The following is a 19,851-nucleotide window of genomic DNA, read 5'->3' as shown; positions in this document are numbered from 1 at the left end:
CGCGGGATGGAGCAGTAGGTAGCTCGTCGGGCTCATAACCCGAAGGTCATCGGTTCGAGTCCGGTTCCCGCTACTAAAGCAAAAAGAGAATCACATTGTGGTTCTCTTTTTTGTTTGAAGTTATTTTCATCTTTATATAAAAAAAACATACAGTTTTGAAAATTATTTGCACTGAACCGGCAGGAGATTACTTTAATTTTTTCAATAGGATTTAGAACAAGTTTAGGCTTAAAATAGCCTCTTTATTATTTTTTTGTGGCAATAATTATGGTCTTAATTCTATCATAAGGATAATTCAATAGTTTTATTTCTGAGCTATCTTTTATTATTTTAAGATTTTTAATTTTATTTTATGCAATAAGATTCCTGAAAGTATCATAATCAGATTCTTTTTGATCAATGAGTACAATTGTTTGTTGCTTTTGTTTTTTTAGTCCTGCTGATAGTGAAAGCATACGCTCATTGTCACTGTAGTTTGTACTGTAGTCAACTATTGGTTGGCTTATTTTTTTATGGCAACTTGCAAAAATTATCAAAACAACTATTGTAAAATATCTCATATAAGTGTATATAGTAAGTATAGCAAAATTTTATACCATTCCAGTTCCAGCGCCTGTGCAGTTGGCTACATTATTATGTATAATGAAAGAATATAAAAGATGTTTTTTGTATTATAATTTTCTGTATTTCGTTCTGTTTACTTTCTAAATAACTCAAATAGATTTAATAACATACAGATTATTGGATGAAAAATAGAGCTTTGAAACTGTGAAAAGATCAGTTTGTCTATAAATATGTGAAAATTGAATACATATTCTTTACTAAAAGTTAAAGTTTCTGATTGGGTCTAGTAAAGTAAAGTGCTAATTTTATTCATGAAGAAATTGGTATCGGCTATGACTTACTTTAAATTTCGAGATGACCTATTTCTATTACTCAAGTCATGAATATTCATTTCAATATTTGTATACTCTTTGGGAACTATATAATAACATAATGTTTGGTGAGAATAAAAAAATAAAAAATAAATATCTGGGGTGAGGTCGAAACAGGTATAGTATTACTTTTTGGTGAAAAAAAAATCCCGCTTTAGAAGCGGGATTATATATTATTGAGCGAGTTGATTATAAGGTGTTAAGTTGATGTCTTCAGCCATATTCTGCCCCAGAAACTCAGTCTTTTGACCCCCTTTCATTCTATTGGCTGCATTATTTCCGTTAAAGTACGCTTCATTTAGCTTAGTTGTAATTTCTCCTGGATTGAAATCGATCTTAGTATCTCCTTCAACACCCAGATATCCATTCTTCTTCGTTAGATACGTAATGTAGTTTTTGTAATTGATTAAAGTATTTCTCAAATACTGAGTATGATACTCCATACATTTTTTTGCTTTTTTAGAAGAATTGTTCAGAATGCAATTGTTCATATTTCCTCTGTATAAACGCCATTCAGATTCTAAAATACCATATTCCTTTCCTAATGCGATCTTTCCGTTGGTAAGAATATTATTGTCCCCTTCTTTGGTTGCTATCGTCTGTAGGTGTCCGATAACAGCTGGAACCGTTTTTTCAATTTTAGTTTTTGCTTCTTTTAAAGCGCTGAAATCTGCAGCAGGAGAACCCTTCTTTTGAGCAGTTGTCACGTTAAAAATAAGTAGTAATAGTACAATCAGTAAATTATATCTTTTCATGAGAAATTTTTAAAGCACTAAAATAAATATATTTTCTCAGTTTAAACATATTCATTTTAATTTTATTTAATAAAATTTAACAAGTTTTAAGAATTTAGATTATAATTCAATGATTTAGTATTGATAATTCAGCTGATAATGAATACGCATTAAAAATTTAACATATTTTAATTAAAAATATTTAATTGATTATCAGTTGGTTATGATTTATTAAGGTTTATCACTAGAAAAATAGTTGTTTGATTGATATTTATTTCTACATTTGTATAACTAATTTCATAGTGATATAGAAATTCATACAATATCATTAATGAATAAATGAGCAGGATATGATAATTCAGACTTTAACAAAAGCAGAAGAACAAGTGATGCAATACCTTTGGAAAATTGAAAAAGGATTTCTAAAAGATATTCTTGATTTATTTCCAGAACCTAAGCCACATACCAATACGGTTTCTACTATTTTAAAAGTATTAAAGGATAAAGAGTTTGTGGATTATAATGTATACGGAAGGCAGCACGAATATTTTCCATTGATCACTAAAGAACAATATTCCGGGAAAACCATGAAAAGCCTTGTGAAAAACTACTTTAAAGGTTCGTACAAAAGTGCAGTTTCCTTTCTTGTAGAAAAAAACGAAATGACTGTTGAAGATCTTGAAATGTTATTAAGCGAACTCAAAAAGAAAAACTGATGGAAACATTATTTCTATACTTTGGAAAAGTTATTTTATGCTCAGGTGTAACGTTTTTGTATTATCAGTTGTCTTTAAAGGACAAGACATTTCATCATTATAACAGATTTTATTTGTTATCGGCCATATTACTGTCATTATTATTACCCCTTATAAAGGTAGATGACTTTACAATAGAAGTGAATAATGAGGTGTACCTGTTAATAAATAAAGTACAGAATTTTAATTCAGATAAAAACATAAGCAATGACCACATTTATTTTAGAATTATTTTTTCAGCTTTGGGATTGGTTTCTCTCTATTTTATAGGAAGATTCATCTCCGGGATCATCAAGATCCAGCAGCTTAAAAATCAATTTCATAAAGAGAGTTTTGATGGGATCAATTTTTACCATACCAATCTCACTGAAGCACCTTTTTCTTACTTTAAGAATCTATTCTGGAAAAATTCAATTGTATTGAACTCTGATATAGGTAAACAGATCTTAAAGCATGAAATGGTACATATTGAGCAGAAACATTCATTTGATAAAATTTTTATCGAAGTGGTTACTTCCGTTTTCTGGTTCAATCCGTTCTTTTATCTCATAAAGAAAGAACTTACATTAATCCACGAATATCTGGCTGATAAAAAGGCCGTCAAACAATCGGACACAAAAGCATTTGCGCAGATGCTTTTAGCAAGTCACTTTTCCGGAACACAGTTACCTGCAACCAGTCCGTTTTTAAGTTCAAATCTAAAAAAACGATTAAAAATGTTACAAAAACCCAAAACCAAATTCGGATATGCGCGAAGAATTTTTGCATTACCGGTTTTATTTACTGTTGCTTTTGCCTATATGGTAAATGCTAAGAATAAGGAAATTAAAGAATCGAATATAGCTATTCATGAGGCTGTAGCTCAAATTAAGGAAGAACCTCGGGTGAAAAAGGTGACCGAAATTAAAAAGGACACTATTACACCGGGTAGACTAAGCAAAATTGATGAGCCTCAGCAAAAAATATTAAGAAAAAGGGAAACTGAGAAACTAAAAGACCTTGGAAAGAAAATTCAGGAAAAAAGCCTGGCCTTAAAAGAGCTTAAACCTGAAAGTAAGGAGTTTCAAAAGAATGTCGATGAACTAAGTACACTTTCTGCAGAAATGGGAAAAATTACAAGTTCGGATGATTTTAGAATGGCTTATATGATCAATGCAAGTGAAGTGAAAAAGATCAATGATTTTTTCAAATCTGATGAATGGAAAAATAAAGTAAAAGATCTTAAGAATAATATGGATATCGAAATTCCAGAAATTCCAGAAATTAACTTTGATTTCTCTGAGGTTCCGTCACCCCCATCACCTCCTAATGCTCCTCGAGTGAAAGTAATGAAATTCAAGGATATTAAAGACATGAAATGGGATGCTGCAGAACTTGCTAAAGCTTCTGAAAATGCAAAAGGGGCTATGGAGTACGCAGCAAAAAGAGCTAAAATAGACAGGAAAAGAGCAAAACTTAATGAAAAAAGGGCTAAACTGGATGTTGAAAGAGCTAAGCTTGAAGCGGAAAGAAGAGCTTTAGATGGTAATAACAGAAGAGCGTATATATTTAATTCCAGTACCAGTTTCAGTGATTTAAAAGAGCCGGCTATGTTGATGCATGCAGACTTTGTAAAAAAAGACGGAAATGGAAATATTACGATGAATGGAGTGAAGAATTTTAAATTTAATGGAAATGATGATGCCAAAATTTTTATAGATGGCAAGCAGGTTACTAAAAAAGAGATGGAGGCATTAAATCCAGCTAACATAAAGAGTATGAATATTAATAAACGTTCAAAGGACGGAGATTCTTCCAGCGAAATAAGAATTGAAACCAAAAAATAAAGTTCCAACTGGCTTTGTTAATATTAAGGAAATTTATATTGACAAAGCCTTTTTTATTAATAAACTATGAAAAATAATATTCTACTCTTTTTGCTTTTAAGCCTATTTGCTAATGGACAGGTAAATCGATTTTATTATGATTACAAATATATTTCAGATTCCACCAATAAAGCAGATGTGAAAAGTGATGTAATGCTTTTGGATATCGATAAAAATGGCTCAAAATATTACAGTCGGGAAAAATTTGTATCTGATTCTACAGCAAAGGCTGATATTGCAAAACAGATGAAAGGCGGATTTGGGGGAAGCATCAATATCAAGAAAAATATAAAGCCGGGAATGATCTTTACAAGCGTTACAAAGACCTATCCCGACTATAATGTGTCACTTTTAGAAAGAATAGGAACAACAACCTATAAAATAACGGAAGATCAAAAACCTGAATGGAAAATTCTTTCCGAAAAACAAAAAATAGGGGAATATAATACTCAGAAGGCAACAGCAACGTATGGTGGCAGGGAATGGATCGCATGGTTTAGTACAGATATTCCTTTTCAGGACGGACCATATAAGTTTTATGGACTACCAGGTTTAATTGTAAAATTGGAGGATAAAACGGGGTCGCATATAATGACTTTAGTTGCGAATAAAAAAACAACTATAAGTTCAGAAGAAGACGTGCAATTGCCGGGCGTTACAATGATTGGTTTAGGTGGTAAAGATATTGAGGTAACTAAAAAGCAATTTAAAAAAGCCTGGAAAGATTACCAGACGGATCCTACAAAAGACATGAAGCAAACCATGAGTACGCTTCCTCCCGGTGCTGTAGTAAGGATGAAAAATCAGGATGGGAAAGATATTGACACAAATGAGATGTACAAGAACATTGAAAAGAAAGCAAAAGAAGATATGCAAAAAAACAATAACAGAATAGAACCTGATTTATACAAATAATAAAAAATCCCGAAACTGAATTTCGGGATTTTTTTTACCATATTGTTGTTAGCTATTAAGCTAATTTCTGAGAATCTGCGATGAACTGAGCCAATCCGCTATCCGTTAAAGGATGTTTCAATAAGCTCAAGATTGGAGGCAGTGGAGAAGTAATAACATCTGCACCGATCTTAGCACAGTCGATGATGTGCATTGAATGACGGATAGAAGCTGCTAAAATTTCTGTTTCATACATATAGTTATCAAAGATCAAACGAATCTCCTGAATAAGATTTAATCCGTCAGTTGAAATATCATCTAATCTTCCTAAGAAAGGAGAAACATACGAAGCCCCTGCTTTCGCTGCCAAAAGAGCTTGTCCTGCAGAGAAAATTAAAGTACAGTTTGTTCTGATTCCTTTATCTGAAAAATATTTTAACGCCTTGATACCATCTTTGATCATTGGGATTTTTACCACAATGTTTGGGTGGATTGCTGCCAATTCATCACCTTCTTTTATCATTTCTTCATAAGTAGTAGAAAGTACTTCTGCAGAAATATCACCATCTACGATCTCGCAAATTGCTTTATAATGGTTTCTGATAGCTTCAGCTCCCTGAATTCCTTCTTTTGCCATTAACGAAGGATTTGTGGTTACACCATCTAAAATCCCAAGGTCTTTTGCTTCTTTAATTTGCTCTAAATTAGCAGTGTCAATAAAAAATTTCATTTTGTTAAATAGATTTATTTATGCAAAGATAATGAATACTTTGTGAGTGGAAAATTAATGGGGAGATACTTGCTGTTTTGTTAGAAGTTGAAAATTAAAGTTATCATTTGTGAAAGAATATAAATAAGAAACAATTTTTTTAAATTTGTTATCCATGAAAAATAATCTGTTTACAGCCCAGCTTGAAATTATCGGGATCAATCCTTTTATTTTTGTTCCAGAAGAGGTTTTAAAAATAATCTTTGAAGCTTCGGAAAGAAATAAAAGTCCAATACCGGTTAAAGGAACTGTGAATGGTGTAGAGTACAAACAGAATTTGATGAAGTATTTAGGGGAATGGAGGTTGTACATTAATCTTATTATGCTGAAAAATTCACCAAAGAGAATTGGAGAAATGTTGGAAGTTTCAATAGAATATGATAGTTCAGACAGAAGTATAAGCATTCATCCGAAACTGGATCAGGCAATTAAAGAAGATCCTGTTACGCTCCGTAACTTTGAAAATTTAATTCCTTCAAGAAGGTTAGAATTGATCAAGTACATCAACAATCTGAAAACTGAAGAAAGTATCCAGCGTAATATTGAAAAAATCATCAGGCATTTAAAAGGGGAAACTGATTTTTTCGGAAAGACAATTAATTAGAAATAAACTATTACAGTAAAGATTAAAAAAAATCCGGGAAATTTTTCCCGGATTTTTTTTAACTATGAATTTAAAGTTTTGCTAAGTTTTACAGCATCCTGATTGCTAGGATCATACTGTATCGATTTAGCGATATGTTCTTTTGCTTTTGCAGGATCACTTTTCTGTTCTGTAAAGGCCAGATAAAAATAGGCGTAAGCTAAGTTCTTCTTATTTTGTTCCACTTCCTCTGGTTTTACAGTAGCGATATACTTTTCATAAGCAATTTTTGCATTGGCATCATCTTTAGCCGCTTGATATGCATAAGCCTGACTATAATAAGATGGAGCCCAGTCTGGTAATAATACAGATATTTTTTTCCAGGTAGCAACTGCGTTGGTCCAGTCTGACGCTTCTTGATATGCTGTAGCCAATTTTCCTAGTGATTCTGTATCCTTTGGATTGGCCTCGATTTGTTTTTTAAGGGCATCTATAGTAGTCGGATTTGACTGAGTTGCAGCAGTAGTAGCTGCTGTATCAGCTGTATTATTTGTACTGTCCGTTTTAGTAGTTTGTGCATTTAAAAAACTGGCACTTCCTACAAATAATAAACCTAAAAATAGATTTTTGATATTAATTTTAATCATTTTCATAATCTTATATTTTAAAATTCTATAGTCTAAAGTTCAATAATAATTCCACAAAGGCTCAAATTTTAGAAGCTTTAAGTTTTTTTAGAAAATATTAACGGATAAGTGTTTTTTTTTAGCTTAATTTTTGATTCGTTGATGTTTGAGTTTATCTTTGTAGTTCAACTATTTTTTTTACAAACCATATAATTTCCTTCTATGAATATCATATTAGCCTCAACATCCACAATTTTCGGCGGAGAATATTTAGAATACTTAAGAGAAGAATTAATACAGTTATATAAAGGAATTGACGAGATCATTTTTGTTCCTTTTGCCAGACCAGGTGGGATTTCCCATAACGATTATACGGCAAAAGCCCGTTCTTTCTTTGATACAATCAATATAAAAGTGAAGGGTCTTCATGAATTTGAAGATAAAGTTGAAGCTTTAAATAACGCCAAAGGATATTTTACAGGCGGCGGAAATACATTTTTATTGGTTAAAACTTTACATGAAGAAAATGTGATGAAAGTTTTAAAAAATAATGTAGAAAGTGGAAAACCTTATTTAGGATGCAGTGCCGGAAGTAACATAGGAGGACAAAATATGAAAACTACGAATGATATGCCGATCGTATATCCACCAAGTTTCGATTGTATGGGACTGGTTCCTTTTAATTTAAATCCACATTATTTAGATCCAAACCCTGAATTAAAACATAATGGAGAAACAAGAGAAACAAGAATTCTTGAATTTTTAACCCAGAATGATTTAAAAGTAGTTGGACTTCGTGAAGGAAACTGGATCAGAAGAATAGGCGAGAAAATTACTGTTGAAGGAAGTGAGTTGACCCGAATTTTCGAAAAAGGAAAAGAACCTTATGAAATTGAGACCGGAAGTTCATTAATTTAATTCAAACAATCTTTTTTATATTTGAATAAAGAATTGAATACTTAACATTTGTTTATCGTATAATAGATTTATGCAAATGATGGATAGATCAATTTTATTAAACTAAAATTCAATGAAAAAAACACTTGCTGTTCTTATATTTTCTACACAAATAGTTTTTGCTCAAGATATTACTCAAAAATTAGATGATGCTACGAAAGATTTGATGAACTCTTCGGGAGGGATTGCATCCAGTTTATCTTTTTATGTAGCAGATGATAAGGGAAATTTAATTTATGAATATCAAGGTAATAAAGGACTTTCTACAGCATCTACACAGAAAATATTTACAGCAGGAGCAGCATTGGAAACGTTAGGGAAAGATTATACTTTCAAAACGACATCAAGCTACTCAGGTGCTATCTCAGGAAGTACCTTAAATGGAAATCTTTTTATTGCTTCCAATGGAGATCCGACCTTGGGAAGCTGGAGGTATGAAGCTTATAAGCCCGAAAGTTTTAAGAAAAAACTCATTGAAGCTATTAAAACATTGGGGGTAGCAAAGATTTCTGGAGATTTAATTATTGATGATTCTTATTTTGATCATCAGACTATTCCCGGCGGCTGGCCCTGGGATGATCTTGGAAACTATTATGGAGCTGGAGTATGGGGAGTGAATTGGCGAGAAAATCAATTTGACATCAATATAAACGGAACTGAATTTAAAAGCTTTTCTTATCCTTTAGAAGGGGTACAATGGCTGAATGATCTGAAAGCTGGTGGAAGTTCCGACCAGAGTCTTATTTTTACTGCGCCACGCTCTAATGTGGCTCTGATTAATGGAACCTTACCAAGCGGTAAAACAGTAACGGTATCAGGAGCTACTCCTAATCCACCATTGCAGCTAGGGGTGGAGGTGAAACAGTGGCTTAAAGAATCAGGAATTGATTTTTCGGGAAAAGTAATTACCAATTCGCAACTTGAAATGGAAGGAAAACAACCTCTTGAAACTCCAAAGAAAAATATAATCCTTACATATCAATCACCGACATTAGATAAAATTATTTATTGGTTTTTAAGAAAAAGTATTAACCTTTATGGTGAAACGTTAATTAAAACTTTAGGAAAAGAGAAAAAAGGAAATTCAAGTTTTAAAAGTGGAGTAGCTTACCTTAAAGAATTTTGGAAATCGAATGGTATCAATCCGAATATGATCAATTTTGCGGACGGAAGTGGCCTTTCTCCACAGAATTATGTTTCAGCAAAAGCAGAAGTACAGGCTTTATTATATGCTAAAAAACAATCTTGGTTTGAATCTTATTATGATGGTTTTCCTACTCAGGAGAATGGGATGAAAATGAAAAGTGGTACTATGAGGGATACAAAATCTTTTGCAGGGTATCAAACGGCTAAAGATGGAAAAAAATACGTATTTTCTATAATTATTAATAACTATCAGGGAAGTGGAAATGCAGAATTGCAAAAAATTCTGAATATTCTAAAATAAAGGAGTAATGAAAAATCGTCCGTTTTTATCGAGGATCAATAACTGGTTTGTATTTACATTACTTACGGTAATCGTTATTGCCTTGATCGTCTCTTCGAATATTCTCATTAAAAACTTAAGAGAGAAAGAGGCAGAAAGGATAAAAGTTTTCGCTACTGCCATAAAAATTTTACAGGATAACAAGCAGAAAAGCTCAGAAACACAAGAACTATTATTTGCGATCTTAACTGAGAATGATCAGATCCCATCGATTTTAACGGATGAAAATAAAGAACCTTTTATATTTGAAGGAAGTTCACGGAATATTGCGAAAGAAATTCTTGCAAACCCACAGGAACTAAGAAAACTGATCGCAAAAATGGAAAATAATTATGCACCATTTGAAATTGAAGTGGCCAATGGTGATAAGCAGTTTGTTTTCTATGATAACTCATCACTGCTTAATAACCTAAGGTACTATCCTTATTTTCTGGGTTTGTTCATACTCTCTTATCTGTTATTTTCATTCTGGTTCCTAAGAACGATTAAAAAGACCGACGAAGGATATGTCTGGGCCGGATTAGCAAAGGAAACAGCCCACCAGATAGGAACACCTCTTTCATCCATGATTGGATGGATGGAAATCATGAAATTGGAAAGTCCGGAATCTGAAGGGATTTATGAGATCGAAAAAGATATAGAAAGATTGAGAACCATCTCCGAGAGATTTTCGAAAATTGGATCTGTACCGGAGCTGAATGATATGAATTTTAATCAGATGATTCAGGAAAATTATGAATATTTAAAATCACGGATCTCTAAGAAGATCAGTTTTACCTTACAGTTGCCAACATATGTTATTTTGGTTCCCCACAATAAGATTCTGATGAGCTGGGTGATTGAAAATTTAGTTAAAAATGCGGTAGATGCAATGAAAGGGGAAGGTTCATTACAGATGTCTGTTTTTGAAAGAAATAAAAATATTCTGGTGGAAGTAAAAGATAGTGGAAGCGGAATGACAAAAAATCAGGCGAGAAATGCTTTTAAACCCGGTTATTCTACAAAGAAACGGGGGTGGGGATTGGGATTGTCGCTGGCAAAAAGAGTGGTACAGGAATACCATAATGGAGATATCAAAATCTCACAAACAGAAGTTGGAAAAGGAACTACTTTTAGGATAACCATTAAGAAAGCTTAATTAACTTATATTTAGTCTTACTATACTTGAATAAAACAAAAAAGCGGGGATTAGTCCCCGCTTTCTGTTATTGTTATTTTGTTATTTCTTACCAGTTAACCACTGATCCTGCAGTTTTTGTTCCGCTGGTGTTGGGCTAGCTTTAAACTGAAGTGATTCTTTTGTCAGTTTATCTAAAATTGCTTTTCCCTTAAGATCTATTTTATCAGTCTTGTCACCATTTTTTCTTAAGACAGTTACAGTAACATTTTGTCCGTCTTTAATTGTTTTGGTATAACTGATGAAAGCAGGTATGTTTTTAACATCAATCGTTTTTCCGTCTATTGCAAATACTTCATCCGTGATTTTAAAACCTATACTTTTTGCAAAAGGAGATAATGGAGAATTCTCATCAAAAATAAAAGTATTATTTTTTTCATTAAATCCTGTTTGATTTGGATCTTTGATCATCCAGAAAATAGGAGGTGTTTCCTGTTTAGTGACTTCAACACCAACCTGACTTAAATATTCTGCATAAGGAGTTGGTTGGCTGCCGGCAATATATTTGTTGTAGAAATCTTTGATCTGTGGATATCCGGTAACAGTGACTAACTCATCGATCAGTTTGTCATCTTTAAATGGCTTGTTTTCTCCAAATCTCTGAGATAGCTTTCTGATCATATCACGATATCCCATTTCACCATTCGACAACTTCCTCAATTCAATATCCATACACATTGCAAGCAATGCTCCTTTTTCATACACATTTCGGTATTGATCTTTATATGGTTCTACAAGTACATTTTTACTCATTACTGTAAAAGGCATCGTATCATTGAAGCTTTTTGAATTGCTTATTTTCTCGCCCATTCTCTTCAGGAATTCATCTTTATTGATCAATCCTTCCTGAATCTGGAATAAATTAGCAAAATATTCTGTTCCACCTTCATACATCCAAAGATGCTGAGACATTTTAGGATCTGCATAATTAAAATAATGAATTTCTTCAGAATGTGTTTTCAGTGGATTTACTGTGTGAAAAAACTCGTGAGAAACAACATCTGTAATCGTTTGGTCAATCGCTTCTTTCGGCATTAATTCAGGTAATACAACACTTGTAGACTCATGGTGCTCCAGTGCTCCGAAACCTTTGATGTGTGGTCCGTCTGAACCAGAAAGGTAAAGCATAATTGCATACTTTTTATTGGTATTCATATCACCCAAAAACTTCTTCTGAGCAACAACCATCTTTTCAAGATTTTCTTTAAAATCTGCAGCTTTATATTTTCCTGTTGGTGAATATACTCCTAAAACCAAATCCATACCTCCTGCATTGAAAGTAATATAATCAGGTTTTGTATACATTAATGGAGAATCTGTTACTTTAGCATAATTAGCCAGGGTAAAAGTATCTGTAGCCTCTGATTTATCCTGATCTACCAATGCTGTGGTTCCATAAAAATCATTTGGTTTCTGAATCACCAGCTGATAAGGTACATCCTGCATATCATCGATATACCCAATGAATCCATGAGTATTGATCAGGTATATTTTTCCTTCCTCGATATCTGTTCCTGAAGGCGAAAATACTGCTTTATGTTTTTCAGTATTACCTTCATCATCGAAACTATCGTTTACCAGATACGTTATCTTCGTTAAAAACTGTGCATTTTTAAGAGCATACGAATTGTCATCCACTTTAGTAAAAGCCAATTCTTTTCCTTTGTTGTCTAAGAATTTAATGCCTTCTATAAATCTGCCATAATCATCCACAGAATACGTTCCGGGAACTGTTTTTGGAAAATGGAATTTTACATTACCGGATTTCATTTTAGGGAACTCCATGGTAACGGCCACTTTATCGTCTTTCACATTGACTAAGTCAATATTGGTTTTAATAGACTGGGCATTGGCCAGAACTGCGGCTAGAATACCTAAGCTAAGTGCTATTTTTTTCATTGATTAGAATTTATAGTTAAGTAGTTGCTCTAAAAATGATTTTGTTACAGATTGAAGTCAAATAACGTATTAAACTTTTCTTAAGTTTTATTCACATAAAGTGACTAAAAAATAAAAATACTGAATTTATGATTTAATAATCTTGAATTTTTACTTCTATTGCACCTTCTTATAGTTGATATAATAATTCTTATTAAACTCTATTGGGGTACCTTTTTTCAACTTTACCGTCTGCCATTCTTGGGTTGGAGTTATCGTTTGATCTCCATCTATTCTGATAGGAAGTTTAATATTCTTAACGACGTTCGTATATCTGAATTTTAACGTTTCTCCTTGCTGAGAATATTCAAGTGTAGGAATTTTAATTGTTCTTAAGTATTGATTAAAGATACTTGAAAAATCAATACCCGATTTAGAATTAATATAATTTTCAATTTGTTGAGTAGTTACAGTCTGATGATAGAATTCTTTATTTAAACCTCTTAAGATCTGTCTGAATTTGTCATCGTTATTGATTATCTGTCTGATGGTGTGGATCATATTCGCTCCTTTAGGATACATATCTCCACTGCCTTCATTGCGAACTCCATATTTACCAATAATCGGAACATCGTTACTTACAATATTTCGAATTCCGATTGCATAAATATCCGCAGATTTTTTATCCAGGTATTTTTCGGTGAAAAGAACCTCAGAATAGTTGGTGAAGCTTTCATGGATCCACATATCAGCCTGGTCTTTTGCTGTAATATTATTGGCAAACCATTCATGTCCGCTTTCATGAATAATAATAAAATCCCATTTCAGTCCAACCCCAGTTCCGGATAAGTCTTTTCCCAGATACCCATTCATATATTTATTTCCGTAAGCAACACTACTTTGATGTTCCATTCCCAGGTAAGGGGAGTCAACCAGTTTATAAGAATCTTCATAGAAAGGATATGGGCCAAACCAATACTCAAAGGCTGAAAGCATTGGCTTTACCTGTTGGAATTGTTTTTTTGCTTTATCTAAATTGTAATCCAATACCCAATAATCCAGATCCAGTTTTCCTTTTTCACCATTAAAAGTATCTTTAAAGTTTACATATTTTCCAATGTTTGGAATGATAGAGTAGGCATTAATAGGATTTTTAACCTCCCAGGTGTATGTGGTTTTATCGCCTTCTGTTTTTTTATCAATTAATTTTCCATTCCCCACACCTACAAGATCTTTAGGTGTAATAATTTTCATGATCATTCCATTGTCAGGTTCATCACTCCAGATATCTTTGGTAGGAAGCCATATTGAAGCTCCGATTCCTTCATCAGCAACACTCATCCATGGATTTCCATTTTCATCTTTGGTAAAAACCCAGCCTCCATCCCAAGGTGCCTTTTTAGCAATGACAGGATTTCCGGAATAGGTAACATCGATGGTATATTTTTCTCCTTTTTTAAAATTCTTATTGGTCGTAATAAAAATAAAATCACCATCCTGTTTGAATTCACTAATAGGAAGACTTCCTTCTATTTTATCAGCTTTCATAGGTTTTTGGAGATCAATTTGAAAGATGGGGTTAGTTACGTCCTTGATGATCTCAAAACTGATTTTATTTGTTCCCTTGATGCTTTTCTGGTCGAAATCGGGTTCTACCGAAAGCTCATACTTCTTAACATCCCAAAAGTTTCTGAACTTAGTGTTAGACCCTTTTAAAGTATCTTGTTTTGTAAAGGTTTCAGGTTTCTCGAAGAACTGACCAAAAGCCAGGCCTGATGCAAATAAAAGTGTATATGATAGTTTTTTCATTTTTAAACTTTATTAATAATCTTTTCAAAAATAGAAAATTAAATTAACAGCAAAATTGTGAAAAAGCAAAAATATAAATAATGGAAAGAAATTGTCCGTATTAAAAGCATAAAAAAGCCCGGCTGCATTGCCGGGCTTAACCTAAAGAATTTTATTTTTTACTTTTTAATAAATTTCAAATTGGAAGTTGTGTTTTTGTCTTCTATTGAAATGACATAAGCTCCTGCAGTCAGTTTTGATACCGAGATTTTATTATCTGTGATCTGGCCAGTCATTACAATCTGTCCAGTCATATTAATGATGGTATATTTGGCTTTTGCGGAAACTTTAGTTACGTTTAATAGGTCGCTTGTCGGATTAGGATAAAGCTGAATGGAATCATTGTCCTTTGTTATGTTGTTGGTATTAAGCGTATTATCCTGTATTCTGATTGGGTAATCCTCAATCTCTCCGTAAGGTGGACTGATACATGCATCTAGTGGCTGCTCGTCACTCATCATCACTCTCATTATAGTATCTTTTCCTATATAGGCATTTGCAGGTACTGAGAAGGTTCCGGAAACAGGGGTTGTTTCATCAGGAGCACTGGTGAAAATTATTTCATAATCGGAAAAGATTCCATCTCTATTGAAATCTATCCAAGCGGTTACTCCATCGCTAAATTGAACTTCCGGCCATTGCTTTGCTATGCTAATTGCATTACCAGATGATCCTTTTGTAAGGGTAATTAGTTTTGTAGGATCTGTAGTATAGTCTGTATAAGGTGATGGACCACTGTCATTTGAAATAGCAGACATTCCATTAGGGGTTACTGTAACATTGGATATGAATTCAAATCTAGGAAATGAAGAAACTATACAAGGAGAAATTGTAAGAGTTGTGAAGTTAATAGATGTAGAATAGTTCCCGATAGTGGATCCACATATATTGGCTATCTGAACTTCATATTGGGTATCTTCATCTAATCCGGAAGCATAATAAGAGTTTGTTGCTACAGGAGTTGTTGTCCATGTGGCAGTTCCTGTTTTTCTATACATTAGTGAATAGGTAGCTCCTTGCAGGGCAGGCCAGTTTATGCTGGCAGAAGATTTTGTAATCCCGGAAATAGAAACTCCTGTTGGAGCTATTGAAGAACAGGCTTCTGAGGCTGATACAGTAGCATTGCCTATGGCATAAAATATATTATCGACAGCACTTACCCTTATTTTTAAACTTGAACCTGTGGCAAGCGAAGCGAATGAATAGGGCTCTGCTCCATCATTAGGGGTCGATGGGGTAATAACTGTCCAAGTATTTCCATTATCTGTAGTATAGTCTATTTTAACGTTTGATACATTATAGATGCTGTTATTAGTATCTACAACATCCCAGGTAATAGCTCCGGGTATATCATTGTACACTGTAGATGAGGTTACTTTAAATGGCCCATCATTCCCAACAACTATTTTGGCTAGAGCACTTTGTGTCTGCTGTTGAGTAACAGCTGGATTATTGTCTCTTACAGTTACCTTAAAGTTCATTTCTCTGGTTACATCGGATACGGTTTCCCAATCCTGAGTGTTGGTAAGGGTTCCATTAAGAACACTTGAAAACTTTGGAAAATATCGTGTTGGGGAATCTGTAGGAAGTAATGATCTGAAATTGGCTCCATCAGTTCGGGTAGGACTTACCTGATCAAGCGTAGTTGATGCAAGATCATATTGCTCCCATGTATAGGTCATCGGGTCATTTTCTGTATCTATTGCAGAGGCTGTCAATACGAAGGCGGTTCCTTTGGGAATTGTTTTATTAGTAAATGCTTGTATTGTCGGTGGAGTGTTTGTAATAGAGGTTACAGAGCCGCAATTTTGAGAGTTTGTATATGCCTGTACCTGTTCAATGTTTCTGATGTGAAAATAAGGATCTGAATTCATCTGTACATTAGCGGTGGTAATTCCTGCATATCCCATAATCGTTGACCCTGATCCGGGCTCCATTTGAGAGCCATGTAGCTTAGTAGACATTGTGTGTTCAGCACCAAACTGATGGCCTAATTCATGGGCAACGAAGTCTATATCAAAGGTATCGCCGTATGGTTGATCAACTGTGCTAGGTGAGGTGATCCCTGCTCCTTTTGAAGTTTTATCATCATTATTGGCAGGGTTTCTACATACATTTCCGATATCACCAGCAAGTCCTCCGCCACCTCTGTGTCCAAAGAAGTGTCCAACATCATAAGCGCTGTTACCTATGGTAGAGGTAAGGGTTTGTTGGAGCTCTAAATTCCATTCCTCAGGATAGTTCCACCTGCTATCTTGTACATCCCATATAACATCTGAATAAGGATCGGTAGCAGGATCCGTAAATATCAGCTGTGGGAGATCCTGAACAATCATATGGACGCCAAAGTCCTTTTCAAAAATACCATTTACCCGGTTCATGGTTGTATTGATGCGGGCTGCAGCACCAGGAACACCTCCTGCGAGTTGGGTATATTCACCATTTACAGAGATCGCTAATCTGTACGTTCTGTATTTCTGGTCATTACTTTTAGCCAAATTTCCTATATTATTGCCATTTCTTTTTGATCGCAATAACTTTTTCATCTGCTTTTTTGATTGCTCAGATTCGGATGTTTTACATTCAAAAGGACTCCCGTCCGATGTTTTATTAGATTTAAAGAATACTCCGTATACATCTTTTTCTTTATTGATGGGTTCTATAAATTCATATTGCCCTGTTTTGGTATCAAAAAGCATCGACTGGAAATCATTGGGAGCAGTACTGAATCTAATCTGCTTACTGGGATTATCCAATCCAACACCTGAATAGGCTCCAAGCTCATATCTGTCAGCCATTGATTTTTCAACTGAAGGGGAACTGTAAACAGAGAATCTTTCAATCCTGCCGTTTGTTGTAGGTAAAGAAATAACTACAGGAGTAGCTCCTTTTCCAGCTTCTGGTGCATTTTTCAAAAGCTCTCTCAGGGAATTGAGATCAACTTTATAAGAATAGATTACCTTTACTTCTTTCCTTATTGGAGTGATCTTTTGGGAAATAGGCTCCCAACGCTGTGCATGTAAACTCGTTAGGCTGGTAGCTAACGCAAATGCGAAAATAAATTTCTTGTTCATCGTGTTTATAATTAAATTGATTTAATTTATGTTTTTGTTGCAAAAATAAACATTTAATTATAAGAATATTTGTTTTTCTGCTTATTTTATGATTTTTGTTTGTTTATATGAGTGTTTTTTTTATAATAATGATAATTTGTTTATTATTTGTTTTAATGCTGTTGTTTTAAAGAAAAAAATAATTTGAGTATTTAATGTTTACAGGAAAAAGAGCCGATTCTCAATGATGAAAACCGGCTCTTTTTATTATAAATTAATTATTTATTTCTGAACGACAGGAAGATTTCCGTCACGCTTCTGAACTTTTTTGTAGGTGTAAGAACACATTACAATACTGAATTCATACAATAAAAGCAACGGTAATGCTGCCATGATCATGCTTAAAACATCTGCAGGAGTTATAATAGCAGCGACTACCATAATAAGAACAATGGCATGTCTGCGGTAAGTCCGCATGAATTTTGGATTTAAAATTCCTATGCTTGTAAGGAAGTAAATCAGAATTGGAAAAAGGAAAACAACACCCATACCCAGAACTACCTGTAAAAACAAAGTGGTATAATCACTTAAATCGTAAAGGGGGATAATGATATCTGAAATCTTAAAGATCACCCCAAAGTTAACCGCAAAAGGAAGGATTAAAAAATATCCGGATAAAACTCCTGACATAAATAAAATCCAAACTGCATTGATAATGAAAATTGAGTTTTTCCTTTCATTAGGATGTAAAGCAGGACCTATAAAACGCCATAATTCCCATACAATATATGGAAATGCCAAAACAATCCCGCCAAAAATAGAAACAGCCATCATTACATTGAACTGTTGGTAAAGTCTTTGTACACGAACAGGAAATTCTTTAGGTAGATGAATACTATCACTTCCTAATATTATTCTTGAAAAATGATTGACAATTCTAAAAGTAGGGAAGTCATTTCTTGTAGGTCCAAAAAAGATATGGTCCATGATCCAATTGATATTAAAACCAATAATAAAAGCGGCGATTATAATAGCAATAATTGAGCGGACAAGATGACCTCTTAATTCTCCAATATGTCCCAGAAAGGACATTTCTTTACCTTCACTCACAGAATATGTATTTAAGCTTCAAATTTATGAAATATTTATAGAATCTGGTTTTTAATTTATCAGGGCTTAAGTCTGGCCTTTAAATAAAACTCCAAATATCTGAGTTTAGTTAATTCCTTCGTCCAGCAGTTTATGCAGATCTATAATTCCGAAATACTTACCATTCTCAGTAACGATAAGTTGTCCGATGTTATTTTCTTTCAGAACTTTCATAGCTTCTTTAGCTAAAACATTTTTTTCGATTGTTTTTGGATGAGCAGACATGATATCTTTAGCCAAAACCTTGGAAACGTCTTCACCTTTCAGAAGCATTCTTCTTAAATCCCCATCTGTGATCACGCCGATAATTTCTTCGTCGTTGGTAACTACAGTGATTCCGTGGCTTGATGCACTGATTGAAATAATAACATCTCTTACAGGAGCATCTTCTGTAACCTGAGGTTTTTGTGAAGAAAGAAACTGTTCAACTCTTGAGGTTAAATTTTTCCCTAAGCTTCCACCAGGATGGAATTTTGCAAAATCATTTTCTTTGAAATCATTAAGTTCCATCAAGCAGATTGCCAAAGCATCTCCAAGAGCCATTTGAATGGTAGTGGAACTTGTGGGAGCGAGTTTATTGGGACAAGCTTCCAAATCAACATGGGTATCAAGAATAATATCAGAAAATTCTGCCAGTTTACTTTTTTTATTACCAGTCATTCCAATTAATGCAGAAGAATAATCTTTTAGAAACGGAACGAGATTGGTAATTTCCGGAGAGTTTCCAGAATTTGAGATACATAAAACAACATCTTGTTTTTGAATTACTCCCAGGTCTCCATGAATGGCTTCTGAGGCGTGTAAAAACTGAGAAGGAGTTCCTGTAGAATTTAATGTGGCCACAATTTTATTTCCAACGTGAGCAGATTTTCCAATTCCTACAACGATTAATTTTCCTTTCGCAGAATGAATAACCTCTACTGCTTTTACAAATTGATCATCTATTCTGTTCTTTAATTTTTCAAGTTCTGAAATTTCTATTTCTAATGTACTTTTTGCTATTGAAATGATATTATCTCTTTCCATTTTTACCTTTACAGTTTGTATACAAAATTCTTCCGATATAAATTTATACTTTAAAAAGAATATTTAATATAAATTTTATTTTTTATAAATTCGTTCGCTTTTATTATAAGCAAAAA

At 33.6% G+C, this 19,851-nt stretch carries 15 protein-coding genes and 1 tRNA gene; 8 read left to right on the top strand and 8 right to left on the bottom strand.

The features are described from left to right. Positions 1 to 73 (top strand) — tRNA-Met (locus tag AC3WRL_RS12310). A 1,035-nt stretch (positions 74 to 1,108) separates the two neighbouring features. On the opposite strand, the gene AC3WRL_RS12305 is transcribed toward AC3WRL_RS12310, so the two are convergent. After that, entirely contained in the window at positions 1,109 to 1,690 is a 582-nt protein-coding gene (locus AC3WRL_RS12305) for a hypothetical protein (RefSeq protein ID WP_492330391.1), read from the bottom strand. Between the two features lie 329 nt (positions 1,691 to 2,019). Here AC3WRL_RS12305 and AC3WRL_RS12300 point away from each other — a divergent pair, with 329 nt between their 5' ends. From AC3WRL_RS12300 to AC3WRL_RS12290, 3 genes are all read left to right on the top strand, one after another. Next, positions 2,020 to 2,385 (top strand): BlaI/MecI/CopY family transcriptional regulator, encoded by a 366-nt coding sequence (locus tag AC3WRL_RS12300; RefSeq protein ID WP_089029799.1) that lies wholly within the window; start codon positions 2,020 to 2,022, stop codon positions 2,383 to 2,385. After that, positions 2,385 to 4,250 carry a M56 family metallopeptidase gene (locus AC3WRL_RS12295; protein WP_492330390.1) on the top strand — a complete coding sequence of 622 codons (1,866 nt, stop codon included), beginning with the start codon at positions 2,385 to 2,387 and terminating at the stop codon, positions 4,248 to 4,250. Before AC3WRL_RS12300 ends, AC3WRL_RS12295 begins: the two co-directional genes overlap by 1 nt. Positions 4,251 to 4,316: 66 nt before the next feature. Beyond that, positions 4,317 to 5,204, top strand: coding sequence for a GLPGLI family protein (locus AC3WRL_RS12290; protein WP_492330389.1), 888 nt, complete (start codon positions 4,317 to 4,319; stop codon positions 5,202 to 5,204). 55 nt (positions 5,205 to 5,259) lie between these two features. Here AC3WRL_RS12290 and fsa read toward each other — a convergent pair whose 3' ends face one another. Then, positions 5,260 to 5,913, bottom strand: coding sequence for a fructose-6-phosphate aldolase (gene fsa / locus AC3WRL_RS12285; RefSeq protein WP_214824074.1), 654 nt, complete (start codon positions 5,911 to 5,913; stop codon positions 5,260 to 5,262). A gap of 154 nt (positions 5,914 to 6,067) precedes the next feature. On the opposite strand from fsa, the gene AC3WRL_RS12280 reads away from it, so the two are divergent. Then, positions 6,068 to 6,556 carry a YdeI/OmpD-associated family protein gene (locus AC3WRL_RS12280; RefSeq protein ID WP_214824077.1) on the top strand — a complete coding sequence of 163 codons (489 nt, stop codon included), beginning with the start codon at positions 6,068 to 6,070 and terminating at the stop codon, positions 6,554 to 6,556. A gap of 62 nt (positions 6,557 to 6,618) precedes the next feature. Here AC3WRL_RS12280 and AC3WRL_RS12275 read toward each other — a convergent pair whose 3' ends face one another. Further along, positions 6,619 to 7,188, bottom strand: coding sequence for a tetratricopeptide repeat protein (locus AC3WRL_RS12275; RefSeq protein WP_492330388.1), 570 nt, complete (start codon positions 7,186 to 7,188; stop codon positions 6,619 to 6,621). A gap of 195 nt (positions 7,189 to 7,383) precedes the next feature. On the opposite strand from AC3WRL_RS12275, the gene pepE reads away from it, so the two are divergent. The 3 genes from pepE to AC3WRL_RS12260 all read left to right on the top strand — a co-directional run bounded on the left by pepE (position 7,384) and on the right by AC3WRL_RS12260 (position 10,742). Next, positions 7,384 to 8,079, top strand: coding sequence for a dipeptidase PepE (pepE, locus tag AC3WRL_RS12270; RefSeq protein ID WP_261512470.1), 696 nt, complete (start codon positions 7,384 to 7,386; stop codon positions 8,077 to 8,079). A gap of 112 nt (positions 8,080 to 8,191) precedes the next feature. Further along, positions 8,192 to 9,565 carry a D-alanyl-D-alanine carboxypeptidase/D-alanyl-D-alanine endopeptidase gene (gene dacB, locus AC3WRL_RS12265; RefSeq protein WP_492330387.1) on the top strand — a complete coding sequence of 458 codons (1,374 nt, stop codon included), beginning with the start codon at positions 8,192 to 8,194 and terminating at the stop codon, positions 9,563 to 9,565. A 7-nt stretch (positions 9,566 to 9,572) separates the two neighbouring features. Further along, positions 9,573 to 10,742 carry a sensor histidine kinase gene (locus AC3WRL_RS12260; RefSeq protein WP_214824100.1) on the top strand — a complete coding sequence of 390 codons (1,170 nt, stop codon included), beginning with the start codon at positions 9,573 to 9,575 and terminating at the stop codon, positions 10,740 to 10,742. A gap of 81 nt (positions 10,743 to 10,823) precedes the next feature. Here the strand turns inward: AC3WRL_RS12260 and AC3WRL_RS12255 are convergent, their stop codons facing one another. The 5 genes from AC3WRL_RS12255 to AC3WRL_RS12235 all read right to left on the bottom strand — a co-directional run bounded on the left by AC3WRL_RS12255 (position 10,824) and on the right by AC3WRL_RS12235 (position 19,735). Then, on the bottom strand, positions 10,824 to 12,680 hold the full coding sequence (locus AC3WRL_RS12255; protein WP_214824103.1) for a M61 family metallopeptidase: 1,857 nt from the start codon (positions 12,678 to 12,680) through the stop codon (positions 10,824 to 10,826). Positions 12,681 to 12,836: 156 nt separating this feature from the next. After that, positions 12,837 to 14,468, bottom strand: a complete 1,632-nt coding sequence (locus AC3WRL_RS12250) for a M1 family metallopeptidase (protein WP_214824107.1) — start codon at positions 14,466 to 14,468, stop codon at positions 12,837 to 12,839. A 158-nt stretch (positions 14,469 to 14,626) separates the two neighbouring features. Continuing rightward, entirely contained in the window at positions 14,627 to 17,581 is a 2,955-nt protein-coding gene (locus AC3WRL_RS12245) for a reprolysin-like metallopeptidase (protein ID WP_492330386.1), read from the bottom strand. Positions 17,582 to 17,842: 261 nt separating this feature from the next. Next, a complete protein-coding gene (gene tatC / locus AC3WRL_RS12240; RefSeq protein ID WP_214824112.1) occupies positions 17,843 to 18,670 on the bottom strand; it encodes a twin-arginine translocase subunit TatC in 828 nt (275 codons plus the stop codon). Positions 18,671 to 18,775: 105 nt separating this feature from the next. Further along, on the bottom strand, positions 18,776 to 19,735 hold the full coding sequence (locus AC3WRL_RS12235; RefSeq protein WP_214824114.1) for a KpsF/GutQ family sugar-phosphate isomerase: 960 nt from the start codon (positions 19,733 to 19,735) through the stop codon (positions 18,776 to 18,778). Positions 19,736 to 19,851 lie beyond the last annotated feature (116 nt).

This window comes from Chryseobacterium sp. FW101-FHT12H09 (assembly GCF_058790395.1).
This window is presented reverse-complemented; position numbering and strand designations above follow the sequence as displayed.